The 19,988-nt window shown below is 74.8% G+C and carries 17 protein-coding genes; 9 read left to right on the top strand and 8 right to left on the bottom strand.

The window, feature by feature from the left end:
• Window positions 1-144: 144 nt before the first annotated feature.
• The 3 genes from ACFVIU_RS33130 to ACFVIU_RS33120 are packed head-to-tail and all read left to right on the top strand — an operon-like array spanning window position 145 to window position 5,994.
• Window positions 145-951 carry an HlyD family efflux transporter periplasmic adaptor subunit gene (locus ACFVIU_RS33130; RefSeq protein ID WP_385847101.1) on the top strand — a complete coding sequence of 269 codons (807 nt, stop codon included), beginning with the start codon at window positions 145-147 and terminating at the stop codon, window positions 949-951.
• Window positions 948-3,173 carry an NHLP family bacteriocin export ABC transporter peptidase/permease/ATPase subunit gene (locus ACFVIU_RS33125; RefSeq protein WP_385847100.1) on the top strand — a complete coding sequence of 742 codons (2,226 nt, stop codon included), beginning with the start codon at window positions 948-950 and terminating at the stop codon, window positions 3,171-3,173. The genes ACFVIU_RS33130 and ACFVIU_RS33125 overlap by 4 nt, the downstream gene beginning before the upstream one ends.
• Before the next feature lies 1 nt (window position 3,174).
• A complete protein-coding gene (locus ACFVIU_RS33120) occupies window positions 3,175-5,994 on the top strand; it encodes an NHLP bacteriocin export ABC transporter permease/ATPase subunit (RefSeq protein ID WP_385847098.1) in 2,820 nt (939 codons plus the stop codon).
• An 8-nt stretch (window positions 5,995-6,002) separates the two neighbouring features.
• Here ACFVIU_RS33120 and ACFVIU_RS33115 read toward each other — a convergent pair whose 3' ends face one another.
• From ACFVIU_RS33115 to ACFVIU_RS33105, 3 genes are all read right to left on the bottom strand, one after another.
• Window positions 6,003-6,623, bottom strand: a complete 621-nt coding sequence (locus tag ACFVIU_RS33115) for an FMN-binding protein (RefSeq protein ID WP_385847097.1) — start codon at window positions 6,621-6,623, stop codon at window positions 6,003-6,005.
• Window positions 6,624-6,667: 44 nt separating this feature from the next.
• A complete protein-coding gene (locus tag ACFVIU_RS33110) occupies window positions 6,668-7,999 on the bottom strand; it encodes a ferric reductase-like transmembrane domain-containing protein (protein WP_385847106.1) in 1,332 nt (443 codons plus the stop codon).
• A gap of 123 nt (window positions 8,000-8,122) precedes the next feature.
• Entirely contained in the window at window positions 8,123-8,965 is an 843-nt protein-coding gene (locus ACFVIU_RS33105; RefSeq protein WP_385847095.1) for a ribonuclease BN, read from the bottom strand.
• 200 nt (window positions 8,966-9,165) lie between these two features.
• Here ACFVIU_RS33105 and ACFVIU_RS33100 point away from each other — a divergent pair, with 200 nt between their 5' ends.
• Window positions 9,166-10,221: a galactosyldiacylglycerol synthase gene (locus ACFVIU_RS33100; protein ID WP_385847105.1), complete on the top strand. Its 1,056-nt coding sequence runs from the start codon at window positions 9,166-9,168 to the stop codon at window positions 10,219-10,221.
• A gap of 29 nt (window positions 10,222-10,250) precedes the next feature.
• On the opposite strand, the gene ACFVIU_RS33095 is transcribed toward ACFVIU_RS33100, so the two are convergent.
• From ACFVIU_RS33095 to ACFVIU_RS33085, 3 genes are read right to left on the bottom strand one after another with little or no spacing between them, the layout of a single operon-like run.
• The gene (locus ACFVIU_RS33095; RefSeq protein ID WP_385847093.1) at window positions 10,251-10,985 is read right to left on the bottom strand and encodes a polysaccharide deacetylase family protein; all 735 of its coding nucleotides are present in this window, start codon (window positions 10,983-10,985) and stop codon (window positions 10,251-10,253) included.
• A 22-nt stretch (window positions 10,986-11,007) separates the two neighbouring features.
• Window positions 11,008-11,949, bottom strand: a complete 942-nt coding sequence (locus ACFVIU_RS33090) for a DMT family transporter (protein WP_385847092.1) — start codon at window positions 11,947-11,949, stop codon at window positions 11,008-11,010.
• A gap of 6 nt (window positions 11,950-11,955) precedes the next feature.
• Window positions 11,956-12,810, bottom strand: a complete 855-nt coding sequence (locus ACFVIU_RS33085; RefSeq protein ID WP_385847091.1) for an SDR family NAD(P)-dependent oxidoreductase — start codon at window positions 12,808-12,810, stop codon at window positions 11,956-11,958.
• 207 nt (window positions 12,811-13,017) lie between these two features.
• On the opposite strand from ACFVIU_RS33085, the gene ACFVIU_RS33080 reads away from it, so the two are divergent.
• The 4 genes from ACFVIU_RS33080 (at window position 13,018) to ACFVIU_RS33065 (ending at window position 15,203) form a co-directional block, all read left to right on the top strand.
• Window positions 13,018-13,185, top strand: a complete 168-nt coding sequence (locus ACFVIU_RS33080; protein ID WP_385847089.1) for a hypothetical protein — start codon at window positions 13,018-13,020, stop codon at window positions 13,183-13,185.
• Between the two features lie 142 nt (window positions 13,186-13,327).
• The gene (locus tag ACFVIU_RS33075; RefSeq protein WP_385847088.1) at window positions 13,328-14,350 is read left to right on the top strand and encodes an iron-containing redox enzyme family protein; all 1,023 of its coding nucleotides are present in this window, start codon (window positions 13,328-13,330) and stop codon (window positions 14,348-14,350) included.
• Window positions 14,351-14,371: 21 nt separating this feature from the next.
• Complete coding sequence (locus ACFVIU_RS33070) at window positions 14,372-15,025, top strand: HemK2/MTQ2 family protein methyltransferase (RefSeq protein ID WP_385847087.1); 654 nt, start codon at window positions 14,372-14,374, stop codon at window positions 15,023-15,025.
• Window positions 15,006-15,203: a CDGSH iron-sulfur domain-containing protein gene (locus tag ACFVIU_RS33065; protein ID WP_385847086.1), complete on the top strand. Its 198-nt coding sequence runs from the start codon at window positions 15,006-15,008 to the stop codon at window positions 15,201-15,203. Before ACFVIU_RS33070 ends, ACFVIU_RS33065 begins: the two co-directional genes overlap by 20 nt.
• 235 nt (window positions 15,204-15,438) lie before the next feature.
• Here ACFVIU_RS33065 and ACFVIU_RS33060 read toward each other — a convergent pair whose 3' ends face one another.
• A complete protein-coding gene (locus tag ACFVIU_RS33060; protein WP_385847084.1) occupies window positions 15,439-15,873 on the bottom strand; it encodes a subtilase-type protease inhibitor in 435 nt (144 codons plus the stop codon).
• A 387-nt stretch (window positions 15,874-16,260) separates the two neighbouring features.
• Here ACFVIU_RS33060 and ACFVIU_RS33055 point away from each other — a divergent pair, with 387 nt between their 5' ends.
• On the top strand, window positions 16,261-17,430 hold the full coding sequence (locus ACFVIU_RS33055; protein ID WP_385847083.1) for a lactate 2-monooxygenase: 1,170 nt from the start codon (window positions 16,261-16,263) through the stop codon (window positions 17,428-17,430).
• Window positions 17,431-17,433: 3 nt separating this feature from the next.
• On the opposite strand, the gene ACFVIU_RS33050 is transcribed toward ACFVIU_RS33055, so the two are convergent.
• On the bottom strand, window positions 17,434-19,518 hold the full coding sequence (locus ACFVIU_RS33050) for an RICIN domain-containing protein (RefSeq protein ID WP_385847082.1): 2,085 nt from the start codon (window positions 19,516-19,518) through the stop codon (window positions 17,434-17,436).
• Window positions 19,519-19,988: the final 470 nt, after the last annotated feature.

The raw sequence follows: 19,988 nt of genomic DNA, 5'->3' as shown, positions 1-19,988 counted from the left end.
CTCCGCCGCCCCCCCCCCGGGGGCGGGGGCCGTGCAGCGCCGGCCCGCCGCCGGCGGGGCGCCCGCGCCCCGCGGCGGGGGCGGGCCCCACCCCGCGACGCCCTGAAACACCAGCAACTCCCCCACAGGTGAGGGAAGTTCCCCGTGCAGTTCCGCCAACAGGCCCTCGCCAAGCTCCAGTCGCCCGAGGAGCTGGACCTTCCGGTGCGGCTCGCCCGCCCGCAGGGCTGGCTCGCGCTCGGTGTCACCGTCGCCGTCATGGCGGCCGCCTCGGTGTGGGCGGTGACCGGTTCCGTCGCCTCCACGGTGAGTGCGCAGGCCGTCCTCACCCACGCGCAGGGCAGTTACCTGTTGCAGAGTCCGGTGGCCGGCCAGGTCACGGCCGTCGAGGCCCGCCAGGGCGAACGGCTCCCGGCGAACGCGCCGGTCCTCAAGGTCCGTACCGCGCAGGGCGACTCCCTCGTCCGCACGGTCGCCGCGGGCCGGGTCACCGCGCTCGCCGCCACCATCGGGCAGATCATCCAGACCGGTACGAACGTCGCGGCGGTGGAGAAGGTCGCGCACACCTCCGATCCGCTGTACGCGACCGTGTACGTGCCCGCCGAGAACGCCGCCGCCATCCCCGCGCACGCCCCCGTCGACCTCACCGTCTCCTCGGTGCCCGCCCAGACGTACGGCGTGCTGCGCGGCCATGTGAAGTCGGTGGACCGCACCGCGCAGTCCGCCCAGTCGATCTCCTCCTTCCTCGGGGACAGCCAGCTCGGCGCGCAGTTCACCCGCACGGGCCGCCCGGTGGCCGTCCTGGTCGAGCTGGACCGGTCGGCCGGCACCAGGAGCGGCTACCGCTGGTCGACCAGCGACGGCCCGCCGTACCGGCTCGACTCCATGACCCTCGCCTCCGCCTCGATCCGGCTGGCCGACCAGCACCCCGTCGATTGGCTGCTCCCGTGAGCCCCACCGCGCAGGACACCCGCGGCCGCAGACGCGCCACCCCCGCCAAGCGGCCGGTCCCCAAGGCGCGTGCGGGCACGGTCCGTACGCCCAGCGTGCTCCAGATGGAGGCCGTCGAGTGCGGCGCCGCCTCCCTCGCGATGGTCCTCGGCCACTACGGCCGGCACGTGCCGCTGGAGGAGCTGCGCATCGCCTGCGGTGTCTCCCGCGACGGCTCGCGCGCCTCCAACCTGCTGAAGGCCGCCCGCAGTTACGGCCTGACCGCCAAGGGCATGCAGATGGACCTGGCCGCCCTCGCCGAGGTCAGGGCGCCGGCCATCCTCTTCTGGGAGTTCAACCACTACGTCGTCTACGACGGCATGGGCCGCCGGCTGGGCCGCCGCGGGGTGTACATCAACGACCCCGCCAAGGGCCGCCGGTTCGTGCCCATGGAGGAGTTCGACGGCAGCTTCACCGGTGTGGTGCTGGTGCTGGAGCCCGGCGACGGCTTCACCCGGGGCGGGCGCAAGCCCGGTGTGCTCGGCGCGCTGCCGGCCCGGCTGCGCGGCACCGCGGGCACCCTGCCCGCCGCCGTGCTGGCCAGCCTGCTGCTGGTGGCGGTCGGTGCCGCCGTACCCGCGCTGAGCCGCACCTACATCGACATGTTCCTGATCGGCGGGCAGACCTCGCTGCTCGGTGTGCTGTTCACGTCGATGGCCGCCTGTGTGCTGCTCACCCTGGTGCTGACCTGGCTCCAGCAGGCCAACCTGCTGCACGGCCGGATCATCTCCTCCACCCTCTCCAGCGCCCGCTTCCTGCGCCATCTGCTGCGGCTGCCGGTGACCTTCTTCGCCCAGCGCTCCCCCGCCGACCTGGTGCAGCGCCTCCAGTCCAACGACCAGGTCGCGGAGACCCTGGCCCGCGACCTCGCCGCGGCCGGCGTGGACGCGATCGTCGTCGTGCTGTACGCGGTCCTGCTCTACACCTACGACCCGCAGCTGACGTTCGTCGGCATCGGCGTGGCCCTGCTCAACGTGGTGGCCATGCGGCTGGTCGTACGGCTGCGCGCGACCCGTACGGCGAAGCTGCGCGCGGACACCGCGCGGCTCACCAACACCGCGTACACCGGGTTGCAGCTGATCGAGACGATGAAGGCGACCGGCGGTGAGGACGGCTACTTCCGCAAGTGGGCCGGGCAGCACGCCGCCACGCTGGAGGAGCAGCAGCGGCTCGGCGTGCCGAGCGCCTGGCTGGGGGTGGTGGCGCCGACCCTGGCCACGTTCAACAGCGCGCTGATCCTGTGGATCGGCGGCCTGCGCGCGGTCGAGGGGCATATCTCGGTCGGTCTGCTGGTCGCCTTCCAGGCGCTGGTCACCCGGTTCACCGCGCCCCTCACCCGGCTCAACGGGGTCGCGGGCCGCATCCAGGACTTCGCCGCGGACGTGGCCCGGCTGAAGGACGTGGAGAACTTCCAGGCCGACCCGCTCTACGCCCGCCCCGGCGGCGCCGACTCCACCCGCCGGCTGCACGGGCACGTCGAGCTGGAGAACGTCACCTTCGGCTACAGCCCCCTGGACAAGCCGCTGCTCAGCGGCTTCGACCTGACCGTCGGCCCCGGGCAGCAGGTGGCCCTGGTGGGCGGCTCGGGCAGCGGCAAGTCGACGGTCTCCCGCCTGATCTCCGGCCTGTACGCGCCGTGGGACGGGGTGATCCGCATCGACGGCCGCCGGCTGGAGGACATCCCGCGCGGCGCGCTCGCCGCCTCCGTCTCCTTCGTGGACCAGGACGTGTTCCTCTTCGAGGGCTCGGTCCGCGACAACGTGGCCCTGTGGGACCCGTCCGTGCCCGACGACGCCGTGGTGGAGGCGCTGAAGGACGCGGCCCTGTACGACGTGGTGATGCGCCGTCCCGGCGGCATCCGCAGCAGGGTCGAGCAGGACGGCCGCAACTTCTCCGGCGGTCAGCGCCAGCGCCTGGAGATCGCCCGGGCGCTGGTGCGCCGGCCCAGCATCCTGGTGCTGGACGAGGTGACCAGCGCGCTGGACGCGGAGACCGAGCAGGTGGTGATGGACAACCTGCGCCGCCGCGGCTGCGCCTGCGTGGTGATCGCGCACCGGCTGAGCACGGTCCGCGACAGCGACGAGATCGTGGTGCTCCAGCACGGCGCGGTGGTCGAGCGCGGGCGGCACGAGGAGCTGGTGGCGCTCGGCGGCACCTACGCGGCACTGGTCAGGGAGCGGTGAGATGACGACCGTCGGCGAAGGCGACCTGGTGCTCGGCGCGCTGGGGTCCATGGGCGCGCGGCTCGACTGCGCCGGCTACAACCGGCTGGACCTGGAGGGTCCGCAGGTGCTGTGGCTGGTCACGGCCGGCGCCCTGGACCTGTACGCGGTGGACGCCGCCCAGCAGGGCCACTGGCACCACCTCGGCCGGCTGGAGGCGGGCACGCTGCTGCTCGGCCCGGTCGCCGGCCCGGAGCACACCCTGGTGGCCCGGCCGGTCCGGGACTGCGTGGTGCACCGGATCGGCCTGCGGGAGCTGTACCAGCCGGCCGACACGCACACCTGGTCGTACGACGAGTACGGCAACCCGCAGTACGTGCCGCCCACCACCAGCCCGCTGGAGTACGCCCTCGCACTCGGCGTCGGCCGCGGTCTGTCGGTGCTCTTCCAGGCCCCGATGGCCGAGGAGCGGGGGCAGATGCCCGCGGACGACGAGGTGTTCTGGATGCAGGTGCCGCCCGGCAGCGTCCAGTACGGCTCCCTGTACGGCGCGGATGCCGCCGCCGACCTGCTGATGGACCCGGCGCTGTGGCAGTCCCTGGTCGACCAGCAGTACCGGCTGCTGACCGCGCTGGACCGGTGGATCGAGCAGCTGGAGCGCACCCACGAGCACCGCACGGCCGCCGGGATCAAGGCCGGTGAGGCGGTCCGCGCCCAGGCCGACCAGACCCTGCTGGCCTCCATCGGCAAGCGCTCGGCGGCCCCCCGGACCACGACCGCCGACGCGGACGCCACCTATGCGGCGTGCCGGCTGGTCGCCGAGGCGGCCGGGATCACGCTCGCCGAGCCCGCGCAGAGCGGCGGCGAGAGCGAGCGGCTCGACCCGGTGGAGCGGGTGGCGCTCGCCTCCCGGGTGCGGACCCGGGCGGTACGGCTGGACGGGCGCTGGTGGCGGGAGAACGTGGGCCCGCTGGTCGGCCACCGGGCGCTGTCCGGGGCGCCGGTCGCGCTGCTGTGGCGGCGCGGCGGCTATGTGGCCGTCCATCCGGGCACCGGCCGGGAGACGCCGGTCGAGAAGGCGAACGCGGAGGAGTTCGAGCCGCGCGCGGTGATGTTCTACCGGCCGCTGCCGGACCGCCGGCTCGGTCCGTTCGGCCTGCTCCGGTTCGCTCTGCGTGGCACCCGCGGCGATCTGCTGAACCTGCTGCTGGCCGGGCTGGTGACGGTGGCCATCGGCGCGCTGGTGCCGATCGCGACGGGCAAGGTGCTCGGCGAGTACGTGCCGCGGGCGCAGACCGGCCTGATCGTCCAGGTGTGCCTGGCGGTGATGGTGAGCGGCGTGGTGGCGGCCGCCTTCACACTGCTGGAGAACCTGTCCATCCTCCGGCTGGAGGGCCGTATCGAGGCGGCGCTGCAACCGGCCGTGTGGGACCGGCTGCTCAGGCTGCCCACCCGCTTCTTCACCCAGCGCTCCACCGGTGAGCTGGCCAGCGCCGCCATGGGCGTCAGCGCGATGCGCCGGCTGCTGGCGGGCGTCGGCCCGGTGGTCGCCCAGTCGGTGACGGTCGGCGCGATGAACCTGGGCCTGCTGCTCTGGTACGACGTGCCGATGGCGCTGGCCGCGCTCGGCATGCTCACGGTGATCGCGGCCGTGTTCCTGGGGCTCGGGCTGTGGCAGGTGCGCTGGCAGCGGCGGCTCGTGGTGCTCGGCAACAAGCTGAACAACCAGGCGTTCCAGACCCTGCGGGGGCTGCCCAAGCTGCGGGTCGCGGCGGCCGAGAACTACGCGTACGCGGCCTGGGCCCGGGAGTTCGCGCGCAGCCGGGAGCTCCAGCAGAAGGCCGGCCGGATCAAGAACCTCACCACGGTGCTCGGCGCGGTCTACCTCCCCGTCGTCACCCTGGTGATGTTCATGCTGCTGGCGGGCCCGGCCAAGGGCGCCATGTCCGCGGCGGACTTCCTCACCTTCAACACCTCGGTGACGATGGTGCTGACCTCGGTCACCCAGCTGACCGGCGCCTTCGTCTCCGCGGTGGCGGCGCTGCCGCTGTTCGAGGAGATCCGCCCGGTGCTGGACGCGTCCCCGGAGGTGCGCACGGCGAGCACCCGCCCGGGCCCGCTGTCCGGCGCCCTGGAGGCCCGGCGGCTGTCCTTCCGGTACGCCGACGACGGCCCGCTCGTGCTGGACGACGTGTCCTTCGCCGTCCGGCCGGGCGAGTTCGTGGCGATCGTGGGGCCGAGCGGCTGCGGCAAGTCGACGCTGCTGCGCCTGCTGATCGGCTTCGACAAGCCGGTCTCCGGCAGCGTCCTGTACGACGGCCAGGATCTGGCGGCGCTCGACCAGTCGGCGGTGCGCCGCCAGTGCGGGGTGGTCCTCCAGCACGCGCAGCCCTTCACCGGCTCGATCCTGGACGTCATCTGCGGCACCGAGCCGTACACGCCGGAGGAGGCGATGGCGGCGGCCGAGCTGGCGGGGCTCGCGGAGGACATCAAGCGGATGCCGATGGGCCTGCACACCATCGTGGCCGGGAGCGGCGCGATCTCCGGCGGCCAGCGGCAGCGCCTGATGATCGCTCAGGCGCTGATCCGGCGGCCGCGGATCCTCTTCTTCGACGAGGCGACCAGCGCCCTGGACAACGACACCCAGCGCATCGTCATCGACAGCACCCGCAAGCTGAACGCCACCCGGGTCGTCATCGCCCACCGGCTGTCGACGGTGCTGGACGCCGACCGGGTGATCGTGATGGAGGACGGCAAGGTGGTCCAGCAGGGCACCCCGGCCGAACTCCTCGCCGACACCACGGGCCGGCTGCACGAGCTGGTCCGTCGCCAGCTGGCCTGAACGACGGCTCAGATCCCGGCCTGGTCCAGGGCACTCTGGAGGGACTGCTTGTATCCGGCGCTGGTGTAGGTGGCGCCGGAGACGCTGTCGATGTGGGCGCTCTGCGCCGTGAGCGTCTCCTGGTTCAGCCGCGGGACGGCGGTGGCGGAGATCTGCTGGCTGCGTGCCGCGTCGTTGGGGGACCGGAGGGCGGTCGCACCGGTGATCCGGCTGCCGGTGAGGGTGATCCGCACCTGCACCGGTCCGTACCGGGTCTGGACCGTGGCGCCGGTGACGGAGCGGCGGGTGGGGGCGGCCGGGGTGGGCTTCGGGGCGGCGGGGGCGCTGCTCGTCCGGGCCGGGGCGGCCGAGGGCGGTCTGCTGCGCGCAGCGGCGGACGCGGTGTGCTTCCTGCCGGGCGTCTTCGACGGCTTGACCGACGCCGACGCCGACGCCGGTACCGACGGGGAGGGCGTGACCGGCGGCCCGGAGGGGGAGGCCGAGGCCACCGCGGTGCCGCCGGAGGCGGGCAGGCCGGCCTGCGCCAGGGACGGGTCGGTCGTCGGTTTGAGCGCCAGCAGCAGCACGACGCCGGAGACGGTACCGACGGTGGCCAGCAGGGCGTGCCGGAGAGGGTGCCTTTTTCTCACGCCGGCTCCAGCGCGGCCAGGAGATCGGATGTCACGGTGCCGCCTCAGAACTCGAAGGACTCGTGGTGGATACGGCGGTGCGGCACACCGGCCTCGCGGAGGGCGGCGTACGCCTCCTCGGCCAGCCCGGGCGGTCCGCACAGGTACACGTCGTGCCGGTCGACATCGGGCACGACATGGCGCAGCAGCCGCGCGGTGATCGGGGTGCGGCGGCCGTCCGGCCCGTTCACCACGTACCGCAGCCGTGCCCCGCGCTCGTCCGCGATCGCCTCCAGTTCGGCGCTCAGGGCCAGCTCCTCGGAGGTGCGGGCCCGGTAGAGCAGCGTCAGGTCCCCGGGTGCCGCGGGCAGCGTCTCGAACAGGGCGCGCAGCGGGGTGATGCCCGCGCCGCCCGCGAGCAGCAGCACCTTGCCGCGGCTGCGGCGAGCGGCGGTCAGCGCCCCGTACGGCCCTTCCGCCCAGACCCGGGTGCCCGGCCGCAGCCCGGCCAGCGCCGCGCTGTGCCCGCCGGCCGCCTTGACGGTGATCCGCAGCAGGTCGGGGCGGGGCGGGGCGGACAGCGAGTACGGGTTGGCGCTCCCGCGCAGCCCCCGGGCGAGGAACCGCCAGCGGAAGAACTGGCCCGCCTCGGCCCCGAGCCGGTGCAGCCGGCGGCCCCGGATGAGCACCGAGACCACGCCCGGCGCCTCCGGCACGACCGACTCGACGCGCATGCGGTGCCGCAGGTTGAGCCGCACGGGGGTGAGGACGCGGTACCACAGCAGCAGGACGCCGACCGCTCCGTAGAGGGCGTACCAGGCCGCGCGGGCGCCGGCGTGGCCGGCGAACTCGTCGCCGGTGGCGAGCTGGTGCCAGAAGGCGAGGTAGACCGCGGCGTAGGTGAGCAGGTGCAGGTGGTACCAGAGCTCGTAGCGCATACGACGGCGCAGCGCACCGGCGGAGACCAGGCCGACGAGAAGCAGCAGAAGGGTGCCGACGGCCGCCTGGATCATGTCCGGGTAGCCGGTGACCACGTCGGCCGTCTGCGCCAGGACGCCGGTGTGCGCCTGGAGGGCGTAGCCGTAGAGCGTCAGCGCGACATGGGCGACGGTCAGGGTCAGCGCGTAGCGGCCGCTTCTTGCGTGCCAGCGCGCCACCCGGTCGGAGCCGACCCGGCGCTCGAGGGCCGGGACGCGCGCCATCTGGCCGATCACCAGGGCGATCGTGTACCCGGCGAGCAGTCCGGTGATCCGGCCCGCGTTGACCAGCCGGTCGGCGGTGGTCGGGGCGACGGCCGGGGTGGTGCGCCACCACAGCCAGAGCACGGCCGCCGCGCCCGCCCAGGCCAGGAGCAGCAGGGGCGCGGCCGGGGAGCGCCGTGGCCGGATGCGGCCCATGGCCTGCCGCCGTCCCGCCCGGCTGTGCTGAATCGTCGTCAAAGGTGATCTTTCGGTCGCCTGCGTGTGAGTCCGGGGACCATAACCCGGTCGAATGACCGAAAACCACCCTTGTTGCCTTCCTCACTGCCCCTGGTCCTGCCCCTGCCCCTGCTCCTCGTCCCCCTCCCCGTGCTGCTCCTCGTGGACGGGCATCCAGTGGTGCTCGGTGAACCAGCGGCCGAACAGGGCACCGCCGTAGAGGACGAAGCCGACGCCGATCAGCCAGGACTCGACCACGAGGACGGTGCCGACCGCGCCGTAGCTCAGGGCGTTGGTGACGATGAGCGGGGTGAAGACGAGATAGGAGAAGGCGCGCAGCCCGGCCAGGCCGATGATCGTGGCCACGGCGCCGGGCAGCAGCGAGCGCCAGCGGATCTGGCCGCCCAGCAGGAAGCGCTGCCCCCACCAGAAGAACAGCAGGCCGCTCGCCGTGGACAGCACGATCCGCTGCGCTCCGTGCAGCGCGTTCTTGGTCGCCACCTCCTGGTAGAGGTACGCCGTCAGCACCACCAGCCAGGTCGCCTGCCGCCAGACCCGGTGCCAGGGGCCGGGCAGGACGCCCCAGATCCGCTCGTAGCCGTTCTGCACACTGCCCCCGAAGGACACCCCGAAGACGGCGAGCAGGACGCCGCCCCAGACGCTGGTGGTGCCGATGACGTTACGCGGCGGGCTGATGACGGCGGTGAGGGCCTGCGCGGAGCGGCCCGACAGGCCCATGCCGTCGGTCAGCCAGGAGGCGAAACCGCCCTGGACCAGCGGATCGGCCGCGGCGACCACGATCAGCAGCGGGGCCAGCGTGACCAGGGCGAGGGTGGCGAAGCCCATGGCCCGGTGCATCAGCTCCAGTTCGCGGCCGTGGCGCAGCAGGGCCTCGGCCCTCAGCCACTCCCAAGCGCGGTGCAGGCCGCGCCGCCAGCGCCTCACGGCTCCTCCCGTGCTCCCGCCGCACACCCCTGGGACTCACTCTGGCACGGACCGGTCGGCCCGCCACCGACGAGAGGGCCACATGGCCGAGTACGACACGGATTGGGGCTCGGCCGTTTCGCCCGGCCTCCGCCGGAGAACCGGATCCCGTGCGTACGTCCGCGGACCGCCCGCGCCGGACCCTGATCGTCAGCGCGAGCATGGGCGCCGGCCATGACACCGTGGCGGCGGAGCTGGCCCGCCGCGCCACGGCGTACGGCCACGAGGCGTTCGTGGTCGATGTGCTGCGGCTGCTGCCGTACGGCCTGGGAACCGCCCTGCGCCGCGGCTATCAGGCGTCGGTACGGCATGCCCCGTGGGCGTACGCCGGCGTCTACCAGGCGTTCCTGCGCGACGGCGGCCCCGGCCCGCGCCCCGGCGGGGTCCCGCTGGCCCGGCTGGCGGGGGCGCGGCTGACGGAGCTGGTGGACCGGCTGGGTGTCGACGTGGTGGTGCCCGTCTTCCATCTGGCCGCCCAGCTGACCGGCCATCTGCGGGGGCGGGGCGAGCTGCGGGTGCCGAGCGCCGTCTTCCTGCTCGACTTCGCCGTGCACCGGCAGTGGCTCCATCCGGGCAACGACCGCTATCTGTGCCTCACGGACATGGCGGCGACCCGGGTGCGCCGGTCCCTCGGGACCCCGGTGGTGACGACGGGTCCGGTCGTCGCGCCGGGCTTCCTGACGCCGGCCCCCGGAGCGGCCCGGTGGCGCGAGCGCTTCGCCCGGCGGGCGCCGGGCCGGCCGCCGGTGCTGCTGTCCGCAGGGGCCTGGGGAGCGGCGTCCCGTCCGGCCGGGACCGCGCGGCTGCTCGCCGGGGCCGGGTATCTGCCGGTGGTGCTGTGTGGCCGCAACGAACGGCTCCTCGCCCGGCTGTGCCGGGTGCCCGGCCTGCTCGCCCTCGGCTGGGTCGACGACATGCCCGGTCTGCTGGCGGCCTCGACCGCCCTGCTGGACAACGCCGCCGGCCAGACCGCCGTCCAGGCCCTGGCCACCGGTCTGCCGGTGATCGCCTACCGCCCGCTGCCCGGCCACGGCCTGGAGGGCGTCCGCCAGATGTCCGCCCTCGGCCTGTGCCGCTTCGCCCCGGACGCCCGCACCCTCCTGGACACCCTGCCCACCCTCACGGCCCCACCCCACCCCCCGGCCGCCCCGCCGGCCCTCTTCCGCAGCGATCCGATGGCGATGGTGGCGGCCCTGGCGGACGGGGACGGGATATAGGACGCCGCCGGGGGCCGGCGGGCTCCGGGTCACGCGGTCGTGTGCTCGGCCAGCGGACCCACCGTCAGGCCCGCCCGCCGGCAGTCGGTGACGAGGGCGGGCAGGGCGTGCAGGGTCGCCCGCCAGCAGCCGGGGGCGGAGTGCCGGTCGGAGTCGTGCAGCAGGAGCGTGCCGCCGCCGCGCAGCTGGGCCGCCGCCAGGGCGCGGACGGAGTCCGGTGTGGCGTCGGCCCGCCAGTCCTTGCCCCACGCGGACCACAGCACCGGCCGCAGTCCCGCCCGGCGGGCGGCCAGCAGTCGGCCGGTGGTGAGAATGCCGTACGGCGGGCGGTACCACGCGGGGCGGCGGCCGGTGATGTCCCCTACCGCCCGGGTGGCGCGGGCGACGTCCGCGGCCTCGCGGGCAACGGCGGGGCGCCAGGGGCGGTCGTGGCTCCAGCCGTGCACCGCGATCTCGTGGCCGCGCCGTGCGGTGTCCCGGAGCAGCTCGGGGTGGCGCACGGCCTGCTCGCCGAGGACGAAGAAGGTGGCGCGCGTCCCGAGCCGGTCCAGTGCGTCGAGGAAGTACGGCGTGCTGGCGGGGTCGGGGCCGTCGTCGAAGGTCAGGGCCACATGGTGCCGGTCCCCGGCGCCGGCCAGCGCGGGGCACAGCAGCCGTCGTACGGCCGGGAGCCAGGTGGCCGCCGGGCCGATGTGAGCGCCCGCGACACCGAGCGGCAGCAGCACGGCCGCGGTACGCCGGGCCCGTCTGGAGGGACGCGACATGAGGGGGCTCCTTGAGGACCGGTCAGGATCCGGGGTGCAGGGGCAGGCGCGTCCCCGCGCGGCTCGGGGGCGGCCGGTCGGGCGGGGTGTCCCAGTCCTCGCCGACGGTGACGGCGTGCGCCAGTCCGATGCTGCCGGCGCCGATCAGCGCGACGCCGGCCACTTCCGGCACGATCCGCACCCCCAGCTGGATCGACTCGGCGAACAGCGCCCAGCCGAGCGCCACGCTGGTCAGCGCGTCGCCGAGGGTGAGGGCGGGCTGGGACGCCGCCAGCGAACCGGCCCGGAAGGCGCCCTGCAACAGCAGGAAGGCGATGAGACCGGCGCCGGCGGTCGCGTACGTCGACCAGTAGGTGAACAGGGCGCCGGGCCCTTGCGCGAGCCGGCCGACGGCCTGTTTGAGCAGCGCGGCGGTGGTGGCGAAGGACACGGCGGCGGCGAGGCCGAGCAGCGCGGCCCGGGCCGGCCCCCGCGCCGGGCGGGCGAGCAGCACCAGCAGGACGACGGCGCAGGCCGCGGCGCCGCCGCCCAGCAGCCAGGAGCCCGGCCGGGCGGCGGAGCGACCCTGGGACGGCGCGGCCGACACGAGGAAGAGGGCCAGTCCGGCGGCGAGGGCGGCGAACGCGAGCCAGGTGCGCCGGTCCGGGCGGCGCCGGAAGACGGCGCTGCCGACGAGCAGGGTGAACAGCAGCTCGGCGGCGAGCAGCGGCTGGACCAGGGACAGCCCGCCCACCGCCAGGGCCCAGCCCTGGAGCACCGAGGACAGCATGAGCAGCCCGAGACCGCCCAGCCAGTCCGGGCGCCGCAGCATCCGGCCGAGCCCGTGCGCGGCCCGCCGCGCCGCGCCGGCGTGCTGCTCCGGTCCGTCGCCCTCGGTCCGGGCGGCGGCTCTGCGCTGGAGCACCGAGGCGGACGCGTTGGACAGGGCCGCGAGCAGCGCCAGCACCACCGCGAGGGCGACCACGGCGGCTCACCCGAAGCGGGCGGCGAGCCGCCGGTAGGGCCCCGGCGCGGCGCCCCGGAGCCGGGCGGGGAGCCACAGCCAGCGGGGCACGTACACCTCGTCCCGGCCGTGGCGGACGGCGGTCCAGACGGCGTCCGCCACGCGTTCGGGCGGCACGGGCCTGGGCCACGCCCTGCGGTACGGGGCGCCCCGGCGCTGGAAGAAGGGCGTGTCGACGACGCCGGGGACGACGAGGGTGACGCCGACCCCGGTGCCGCGCAGTTCGTAGCGCAGGGCGTCGGCGAAGCCGGCCAGGGCGGCCTTGGTGGCGGAGTAGACGGCCTCGCCGCGTACGGCGACGCTGCCCGCGACGGAGCCGAGCAGCACGACCCGGCCCGTGCCGGCGGCGACCATGTGCGGCAGCAGACCGCGCACCAGGTGCACGGTGGCGAGCAGGTCGATGCCGACGAGTTCCTCGATGCGCGGGCGCGGCATGCCGGTGAAGTCCCCGGCCCAGCCGATGCCGGCGGCCGCCACCAGCAGGTCGACACGGCCGAGCAGGTCCAGGGCGGTCTCGGTCAGCCGGCGGCTCGCGTCGGCCCCGAGCAGGTCCAGGGGTGCGGCCACCCCCGAGACCTGGTCGGCCAGCTGCTCCAGTCGGGGGATGTCACGCCCGTTCAGCACCAGCCGCCAGCCGCCCTCCGCCGCCAGCCGGCGGGCCACGGCCGCGCCGATCCCGGACGAGGCGCCGGTCACCAGGGCCGTGCCCCCGCCGCCGGCCCGGTCCCCGGCGGGTCCGGGCGCGGGGCCCGCCCACGGGACGGACACCGCGCCGGGCCGGGCACCGTGCGGCGGTCCTGCGGGTGATGCGGCGTGGGACATGGTGACGACCTCACAGCGACGGTGAGCCGGATCGGCTTCGGGGCCGAACCCTCGCGGTGTATCCAGGGCGCCACATCCTGAAACACCGCGCACGCGGAAGTCCCGGCCCGGCCGGAAACCCGGAACCCGGGCACGCTTGGGGCGGCCCCTGCGGGTGACTCGCAGAACACCAGACGGCGCAAGCCGACGACTACGGAAGGAGACGCCATGTCCGGCGGGGAGGACCGCGAGGAGCGGCCCGAGACGGCTCTGGAGCAGGTGCTGCGTGAGGTGGAGGAGGCGGAGAAGCGCGACGAGGAGGGGCGCGGCGGCGGCGAGGCCGCGGACGCGATCACCCCGAACGTCCGGGCGCAGGAGGAGTCCGAGGGCGAGTGAACGGCCGGGCGTGCCGCCGTACCGGCGCGGCGCGCCGTCCGCCTGCCCGGGCGCGCCGCCGCGCCGGGCCCGGATCCCGGAGCCGCGCGGTTTCCCGCGCGCCCCGGGGCAGGCATCGCCCCGCCGCGGGTACCCGTGCCGCGTGAACGACTACGACCACCCTCGCGGAGCCCCGCTGCCGACGCCCCGGGGACCGCTGTCCGCAGCGGTCACCGCATATCTGCGCGGTACCGGCCCGCTCCCCCACCCGTCCGACGCCGGGGCCGCGGACCCCTACGGCGACGATCTCCAGCTCGCCCTGTACCTCTGCTATGAGCTGCACTACCGCGGCTTCGCCGGTGTCGGGCCCGCCTTCGAGTGGGACCCGGCGCTGCTGGCCGTCCGCGGTGCGCTGGAGCGCCGCTTCCTGTCCGCGCTGCGGGCCGACACGCCGGTCCACGCGAGCCCCGAGGAGGCGCTCGGCGCGCTGCTGGTCGAGCCGGCCGAGGGCACCGGTGTCACTCATTTCCTGTGCGGTGAGGGCGAGTTGTGGCAGCTGCGCGAGTACGCGGCACAGCGCTCCCTGTACCACCTGAAGGAGGCCGACCCGCACGCCTGGGTGCTGCCCCGGCTGTGGGGCCGGGCGAAGGCGGCGATGGCGGCGGTGGAGTACGACGAGTTCGGCGGCGGCCGGGCCGAGCGGGTCCATGCCCGGCTGTTCGCCGAGCTGATGACGGACCTGGGGCTGGACCCCTCCTACGGCCGCTATCTGGACGCGGCGGGCGCCGAACTGCTGGCCGTGGTCAATCTGATGTCCCTGTGCGGACTGCACCGCGCGCTGCGCGGGGCGCTCGTGGGGCACTTCGCCCAGGTGGAGATCACCTCCTCGCCGGGCTCCCGCCGGCTCGCCGAGGCGATGCGCCGTACCGGTGCCGGTCCGGCCGCGGAGTTCTTCTACGACGAGCACGTGGTGGCGGACGCGGTGCACGAGCAGGTCGTACGGCACGAGGTGATCGGCGGACTGCTGGAGGAGGAACCGGAGTTGGCGCCGGACGTGGTCTTCGGCATCGACGCGACCGAGTACCTGGAGGACCGGCTGGCCCGGCGGCTGTTGCCGGCGTGGCGGGCGGGACGGTCCTCGCTCCGGGTGCCGCTCGGGACGGCGGAGGTGTCCCATGGTTCCTGAGGACACGGGTACCCGGGCGGGGTGACAGCTGTGGTACTGCCGGGTGTGTACGCCCCGCAAGACGATACGGAGCTGCTGGCCGCGGCCCTGCACGCGGAGCACCTGGCGCCCGGCGCCCGGGTGCTCGACGTGGGGACCGGCAGCGGTGTGCTGGCCATCGAAGCCGCCCGGCGCGGTGCCGAGGTGACCGCGGTGGATGTGTCCCGGCGGGCGGTGTGGACGGCGCGGCTGAACGCCCGGCTGAGCCGGCTGCCGGTGCGGATCCGGCGCGGCAATCTGTTCGGGCCGGTCGAGGGCCGTACCTACGACCTGATCCTGACGAATCCGCCGTACGTGCCGGCGCCCGGGCCGGGGCGACGGCCGCGCGGCCGGGCGCAGGCCTGGGACGCGGGCCCGGACGGGCGGCGGCTGCTGGACCGGATCTGCCGGGACGCACCGGTGCTGCTGCGCCCGGGTGGCGTCCTGCTGATCGTGCACTCGGCGCTCAGCGGCCCCGAGCGCACTCTGGAACTGCTGCGGGCGGAGCAGCTGAAGGCGGCGGTGGTCCGGCGGCGCTGGATCCCGCTCGGTCCGGTGCTGCGGTCCCGGGAGGACTGGCTGCGCCGGCGCGGTCTGCTCGCCCCGTCCGACGAGCTGGAGGAGCTGGTGGTCATCCGTGCCGAACGAGTCTGCTGACGCACCCCGTCGGATCACTGTGCGGCGGCGCGGGCCGCTGCTGGTCGAGGGGCCGGTGGAGGTGGAACTGGAGGACGGCACCACGGTCCGCTCGGACCGCTTCCGTGTCGCTCTGTGCACCTGCCGCCGCAGCCGCCGCTACCCATGGTGTGACACGAGCCACCGGCGCTCGGCCTGAGCACCGGTTGAAACCTGTTGTTTTTCAGCCGCTCCCCGGGAGGCCCCCCACGGGCCTGCCCGGGGAGCGGCTCTGTGCCCGGAATCCGGCGGGAGGCCCCACTCCTCCCGTCGGTTCCGGTGCGAGATCGCAGGTTCCCCGTTCCAGGGGGCCGCACTCCCCAGTTGCGGTCCTGATCCGGTGTATACGGCGAAGCCGTGCGATCCCGGTCTCTAGGCGTGCGCTACCGCTCCGCTCAGAAGGCGAAGAGGCTGCCGCCGGCGACGTCCCGCATGCACGTGTTGCCGAAGGTGTGCTCGTAGGAGACGCGCTTGCCCTGCCAGATGCCCTGCACCGTGACGACGACGGGGTCGTACAGCTTGGTGCACCAGATGTCGCCGCGGGCCTTCAGGGCGCTCGGGTCGCCCCCGGCGTCGCGCAGCTCGGCGCAGGCGGCGGCCGGGTCCGGGTGGGTTCCGGTGGCCCCGGGGGCGCAGGAGAGCGTGACGGCGCGCTCGGGTGTGGCCGTGACCGCGTCGCTGCCGTGGCCGGTGGTGAGTACCAGGGCCGAGGGCGCGTAGAGCGACGACGGGGCGGCGCCCGGTGCAGCGACGGCGGCCCCGGTCAGGGGTCCGCAGACGGCGGCGGCCGTGAGGCCGAGGGCCGCTGCCCAGCGCGCGGTGGTTCGCATTGTGTGCATCCTTCCGCTCGAACAACAGTTGCCGGCTCCATCCCGGTCGGGCTCCGGAGCGGCGAGCGCCACTCTGCCGAGTCCGGCGTCGAAACTCACATCGACCGCATAGGTTTCAGTAACCTTTCGTGTTGTATCAGTGGCGTGAAGTCACGGAAATCGAACGCCGTGACCCCGGAACTGAGCGGCTCCCGCTCCTCGGGCATGGTCGAATGGCTGAAAAGCACCGCTTAGTTAATCGTCCTGAAACATTCCGGCGGCGAGGCCGCCAACCCCCTTGATGACTCCTCGTGTTCACTAAGTGATCACCCGCAGCGGAGCCGTCTGCTACTCGCCGGTATCGTCTGCGCCGCACGCGTACGCAGGGACGAGCGGCGGGAGGCACGGATGGCCAAGCACTGGGCGGACTTCCAGTACGAGATCTATCTGAACGGGATGACAGGCGCCGTGCCCCGGCTCCCCACCGACCTGACCCGGCTGGAGGAGCTGGCGGAACACCGGCTGGGGCCGGGCCCGGTGGGCTATGTGGCGGGCAGCGCGGGTGACGGCAGCACGGCCCGCGCCAACCGCGCGGCCCTGGCCCGGCGCCGGATCGTGCCGCGCATGCTGCGCGATGTGCGCGAGCGGGACCTGTCGGTCGAGGTGCTGGGGCGGCCCCTGCCGGCGCCGCTCGCGCTGGCCCCCGTCGGAGTGCTGTCGATCATGCACCCGGACGCCGAGTGCGCGGCCGCGCGGGCGGCCGCCACGCAGGGTGTGCCGTACATCCTGTCGTCGGCGTCCAGCACACCGATGGAGCAGGTCGCGGAGGCGATGGGGGACGCCGAGCGGTGGTTCCAGCTGTACTGGGGCAAGGACCGCGAGGTGACCCGGAGCTTCCTCGCCCGGGCGGCGGCGGCCGGGTTCTCGGTGCTGGTGGTCACGCTGGACACCCCGCTGCTGTCCTGGCGGCCGCGCGATCTGGACCAGGCGTATCTGCCGTTCCTGCACGGGGTCGGCACCGCCAACTACTTCACCGACCCGGCCTTCCGTGCGGGGCTCGCCAAGCCGGTGCACGAGGACCCCGACGCGGCGGTACGGCACTTCCTCGGCCTGTTCGGGGACCCCGGCCACACCTGGCCCGACCTGGCGTTCCTGCGGGAGCACTGGGACGGCCCCATCGTCCTCAAGGGGGTGCTGCACCCGGACGACGCCCGGCTCGCGGCGGACGCCGGGATGGACGGGGTGGTCGTCTCCAACCACGGCGGCCGGCAGGTGGCCGGCTCCGTCGCGGCCGCCGACGCGCTGCCCGGGGTCGCGGACGCGGTCGGCGACCGGCTGACGGTGCTGTTCGACAGCGGGGTGCGCACCGGCGACGACGTCTTCAAGGCCCTCGCCCTCGGCGCGCGGGCGGTGCTGCTGGGCCGGCCGTACGTCTACGGGCTGGGGCTGGACGGGCAGGCGGGTGTGGAGCATGTGATCCGGTGTCTGCTGGCGGAGCTGGACCTGACTCTCGCCCTGTCCGGCCACACCCGCCCGGGGACGGTCTCGGCGGCGGACCTCGTCACGGACCCCGCCTGACCCTCACCCCTGCCAGCGCTGCCCGGCGGACCGGTCCCGGACCTTCACCACGAGGTCGGCGCCCACCTGCCCGCCGGCGGTGGCGAGCGCGAGGGTCCGGTCCCAGCGGGGCACCAACTCGCCCTGGGCGGTGAGGTCGTACCGTACGTCGTCGGCCCGCCGGGAGTCCGGGCCGGCGCAGGTGCCGAGGATGACCACACCGGCGTCGGCGTGCGAGTCCAGACACAGGTCCGGGCCGCCCGCGCTGCGCAGCAGCCCGTCGGTCTCGTACGTCCACTGCTGGGTGGCCACCGCCGAGCAGCCGGCCAGCACCGCGCCCGCACCGGCCTTCGGCGTGCCCTTGATGTCCAGGCACAGCCCCGCGGCGGCGTTGCGCAGCCGGGTGGGCCGCCCGGTGACGGGCAGGGTCGTGGAGGTGACCGGGGACCGCATGCCGGTGGCCGGGACGGCGCTGGTGGAGGCCACGGGATCGGTGCCGTCGCCGCCGTCCGGCCACACACCGACCGCCAGAACGGTCGCGAGCAGCCCGGCCGAGACGACACCGACTCCGGTGAGCAGCGTCCGCACGGACAAGGCCGCCCCGGCCGCCGGAAGGACCGCCCGCTCCCGCGCGGCCCACGGCCCACCCCGTGGCCTGACGACCCCACGGAGCCCCAGGACGCCCGCCCGCCGCGAGCCACCGGCCCCCCTCGCCGAACCCCAACCCGAACCCCGACGGCGCCGGCCACCCGCCCGGCCTGGCACCCCGGCCCCGAAAGCGGCTCTCGGATCTCCCGGACCAGCACCACCCGGTACCCGCGACCCGGAAACCGGCAACAAACCCCCCACACCCCCGAGGGCCCCGACCCCGGAAGCCTCCGACGGCCCGCCGGACCCAGGAGCAGAGCCCGGAAACGGCCCGAAGAGATCACGGCCGTCCACCCCGCCAGGCACACCAGACCCGGGCCCCTCGAACAGCCCCCCAAACCCCCCATCACCACTACGGACCGGAGCACCGGGCCCCGGCGCGGAATTCGGCAGCGGAGCCGGAGGCGTACCGCCGGGATCGAGGCCGTCCGCCGCGCCCAAGGCACCGGATCCCGGGAGTGGATCACCGGGATCGCGGCCGTCCGCGCCCCGCCGGGTGAAGGGCGACGCGCCCGGCAGTCGGCCGCCGAGAGCGCGGGTGCGGCGCCGGGCCGGGGGCAGGGTGGCGCGGGCCAGCAGGCCCGGCTTTCCGCGGCGGGCGCCGGTGGAGCGGCGGCCGGGGGCCGGACCGCGGCCGGGGCGGGAGTCCAGGTAGCGGCGGGCGCCCCAGCCGAGGACCGCCTCGGCGAGCAGCAGACCCAGGGCGGCGTCCGCGTGGCCGAGTTGCTCGGCGGCGTGCCGGCAGTAGGCGCAGCCGGCCAGGTGGTCCTGGACGTCGGGCAGCAGGGCGCCGCCGCGCCGGATCGGGATGTCGAGCAGCCGGTTGTAGTACCGGCACTCCTGGCCGGGCGCCAGTTCCCGGTGGGCGCGCACCAGCCCGTCGCGGAATGCGTCGCGGGCCTGTGCCTGCGCGGCCGCCGCACTCTCGGGGCCGATACCGAGCAGCAGGGCCGGCACTGCGATCTCCTCGGCCTCGACCTCGGTGTGCCACAGCAGCGTCTGTTCCAGCCGTGGAAGGCCGTGGAAGGCGCGCCCGGAAAGCGCCCGGTTCTCAGGGGTCAGCGTCTTCGCGGCGCGCATGCCACGGCCTCCGGCGGGCTTTCCGAGTCCGGGCAGTACGGCGGTGATCCGGTCGGCTCCGGACCAGTTCACGACCGTGTCCCGGACGGCGACGAGCAGCCGGGGGCGCAGCGCCTCGGCGGGTTCGCCGAGGGCGAGCCGGTCGAGCACCTGGTGGAAGGCGGTGGCGGTGACCATGTGGGCGAGGGTGCCGGAGCCGGCCAGGCAGACGACCGCGTAGTCCTGGGCCGGCTGCCAGTGCCGGGCCATCAGGAGGGCGGTGCACCGGGCGGCCTCCGCGTCGGAGCCGGCGCGCAGCGGGCCGGCGAGGAACTCGTCGGATTCCCCGGGGACTTCGCCGGGTGGCGGATAGGGCGGGCGAGGGGGGTGGGGGGTGTGCACTGAACGGATTCCTTTGTGGCGTGCGGGTGCGCTGGCGCGTTTCTCCGTGTCGCGCGGGGAGGGAGGGAAATACACCGGCACCCGGCCGGTCCGACTACTCCGACTACCTCAACTGCCTTGCTCATTACGGCACTTGACCCGCGCACGGACCGTGCAACCTTTGCACAACCTACTCACGGGCAACAAGGCACTCGAACAACATCGACAGCTTTGAAGGAAAGTCAGAAGAAGGTGGACGCAATCGGTCCCCTCCCGCCCTTTTCCCATTCCGCACGCCCCGTGTGAAACCCGCGCACCCACCGGCCGTTCGCGCACGGTCCCCGCACGCACCCCACGGTGGTCCACTGGATGCCGCGGCCCCGTCCGGGGGGCGGGGGGGGGCGCCCGGCGCGGGGGGGCGCCCCCCCCCCCCCCCGCGCCGGGCCGGGGGGGGCGGGAGTAGGGGGACAGGCAAGGGGGGGGCGCCGGCG

This window comes from Streptomyces sp. NPDC127190, assembly GCF_042672505.1.
Taxonomy (GTDB): domain Bacteria; phylum Actinomycetota; class Actinomycetes; order Streptomycetales; family Streptomycetaceae; genus Streptomyces.
Note: the sequence above shows the minus strand (reverse complement) of the source record. Positions and strands in the feature narration are given on the sequence as shown.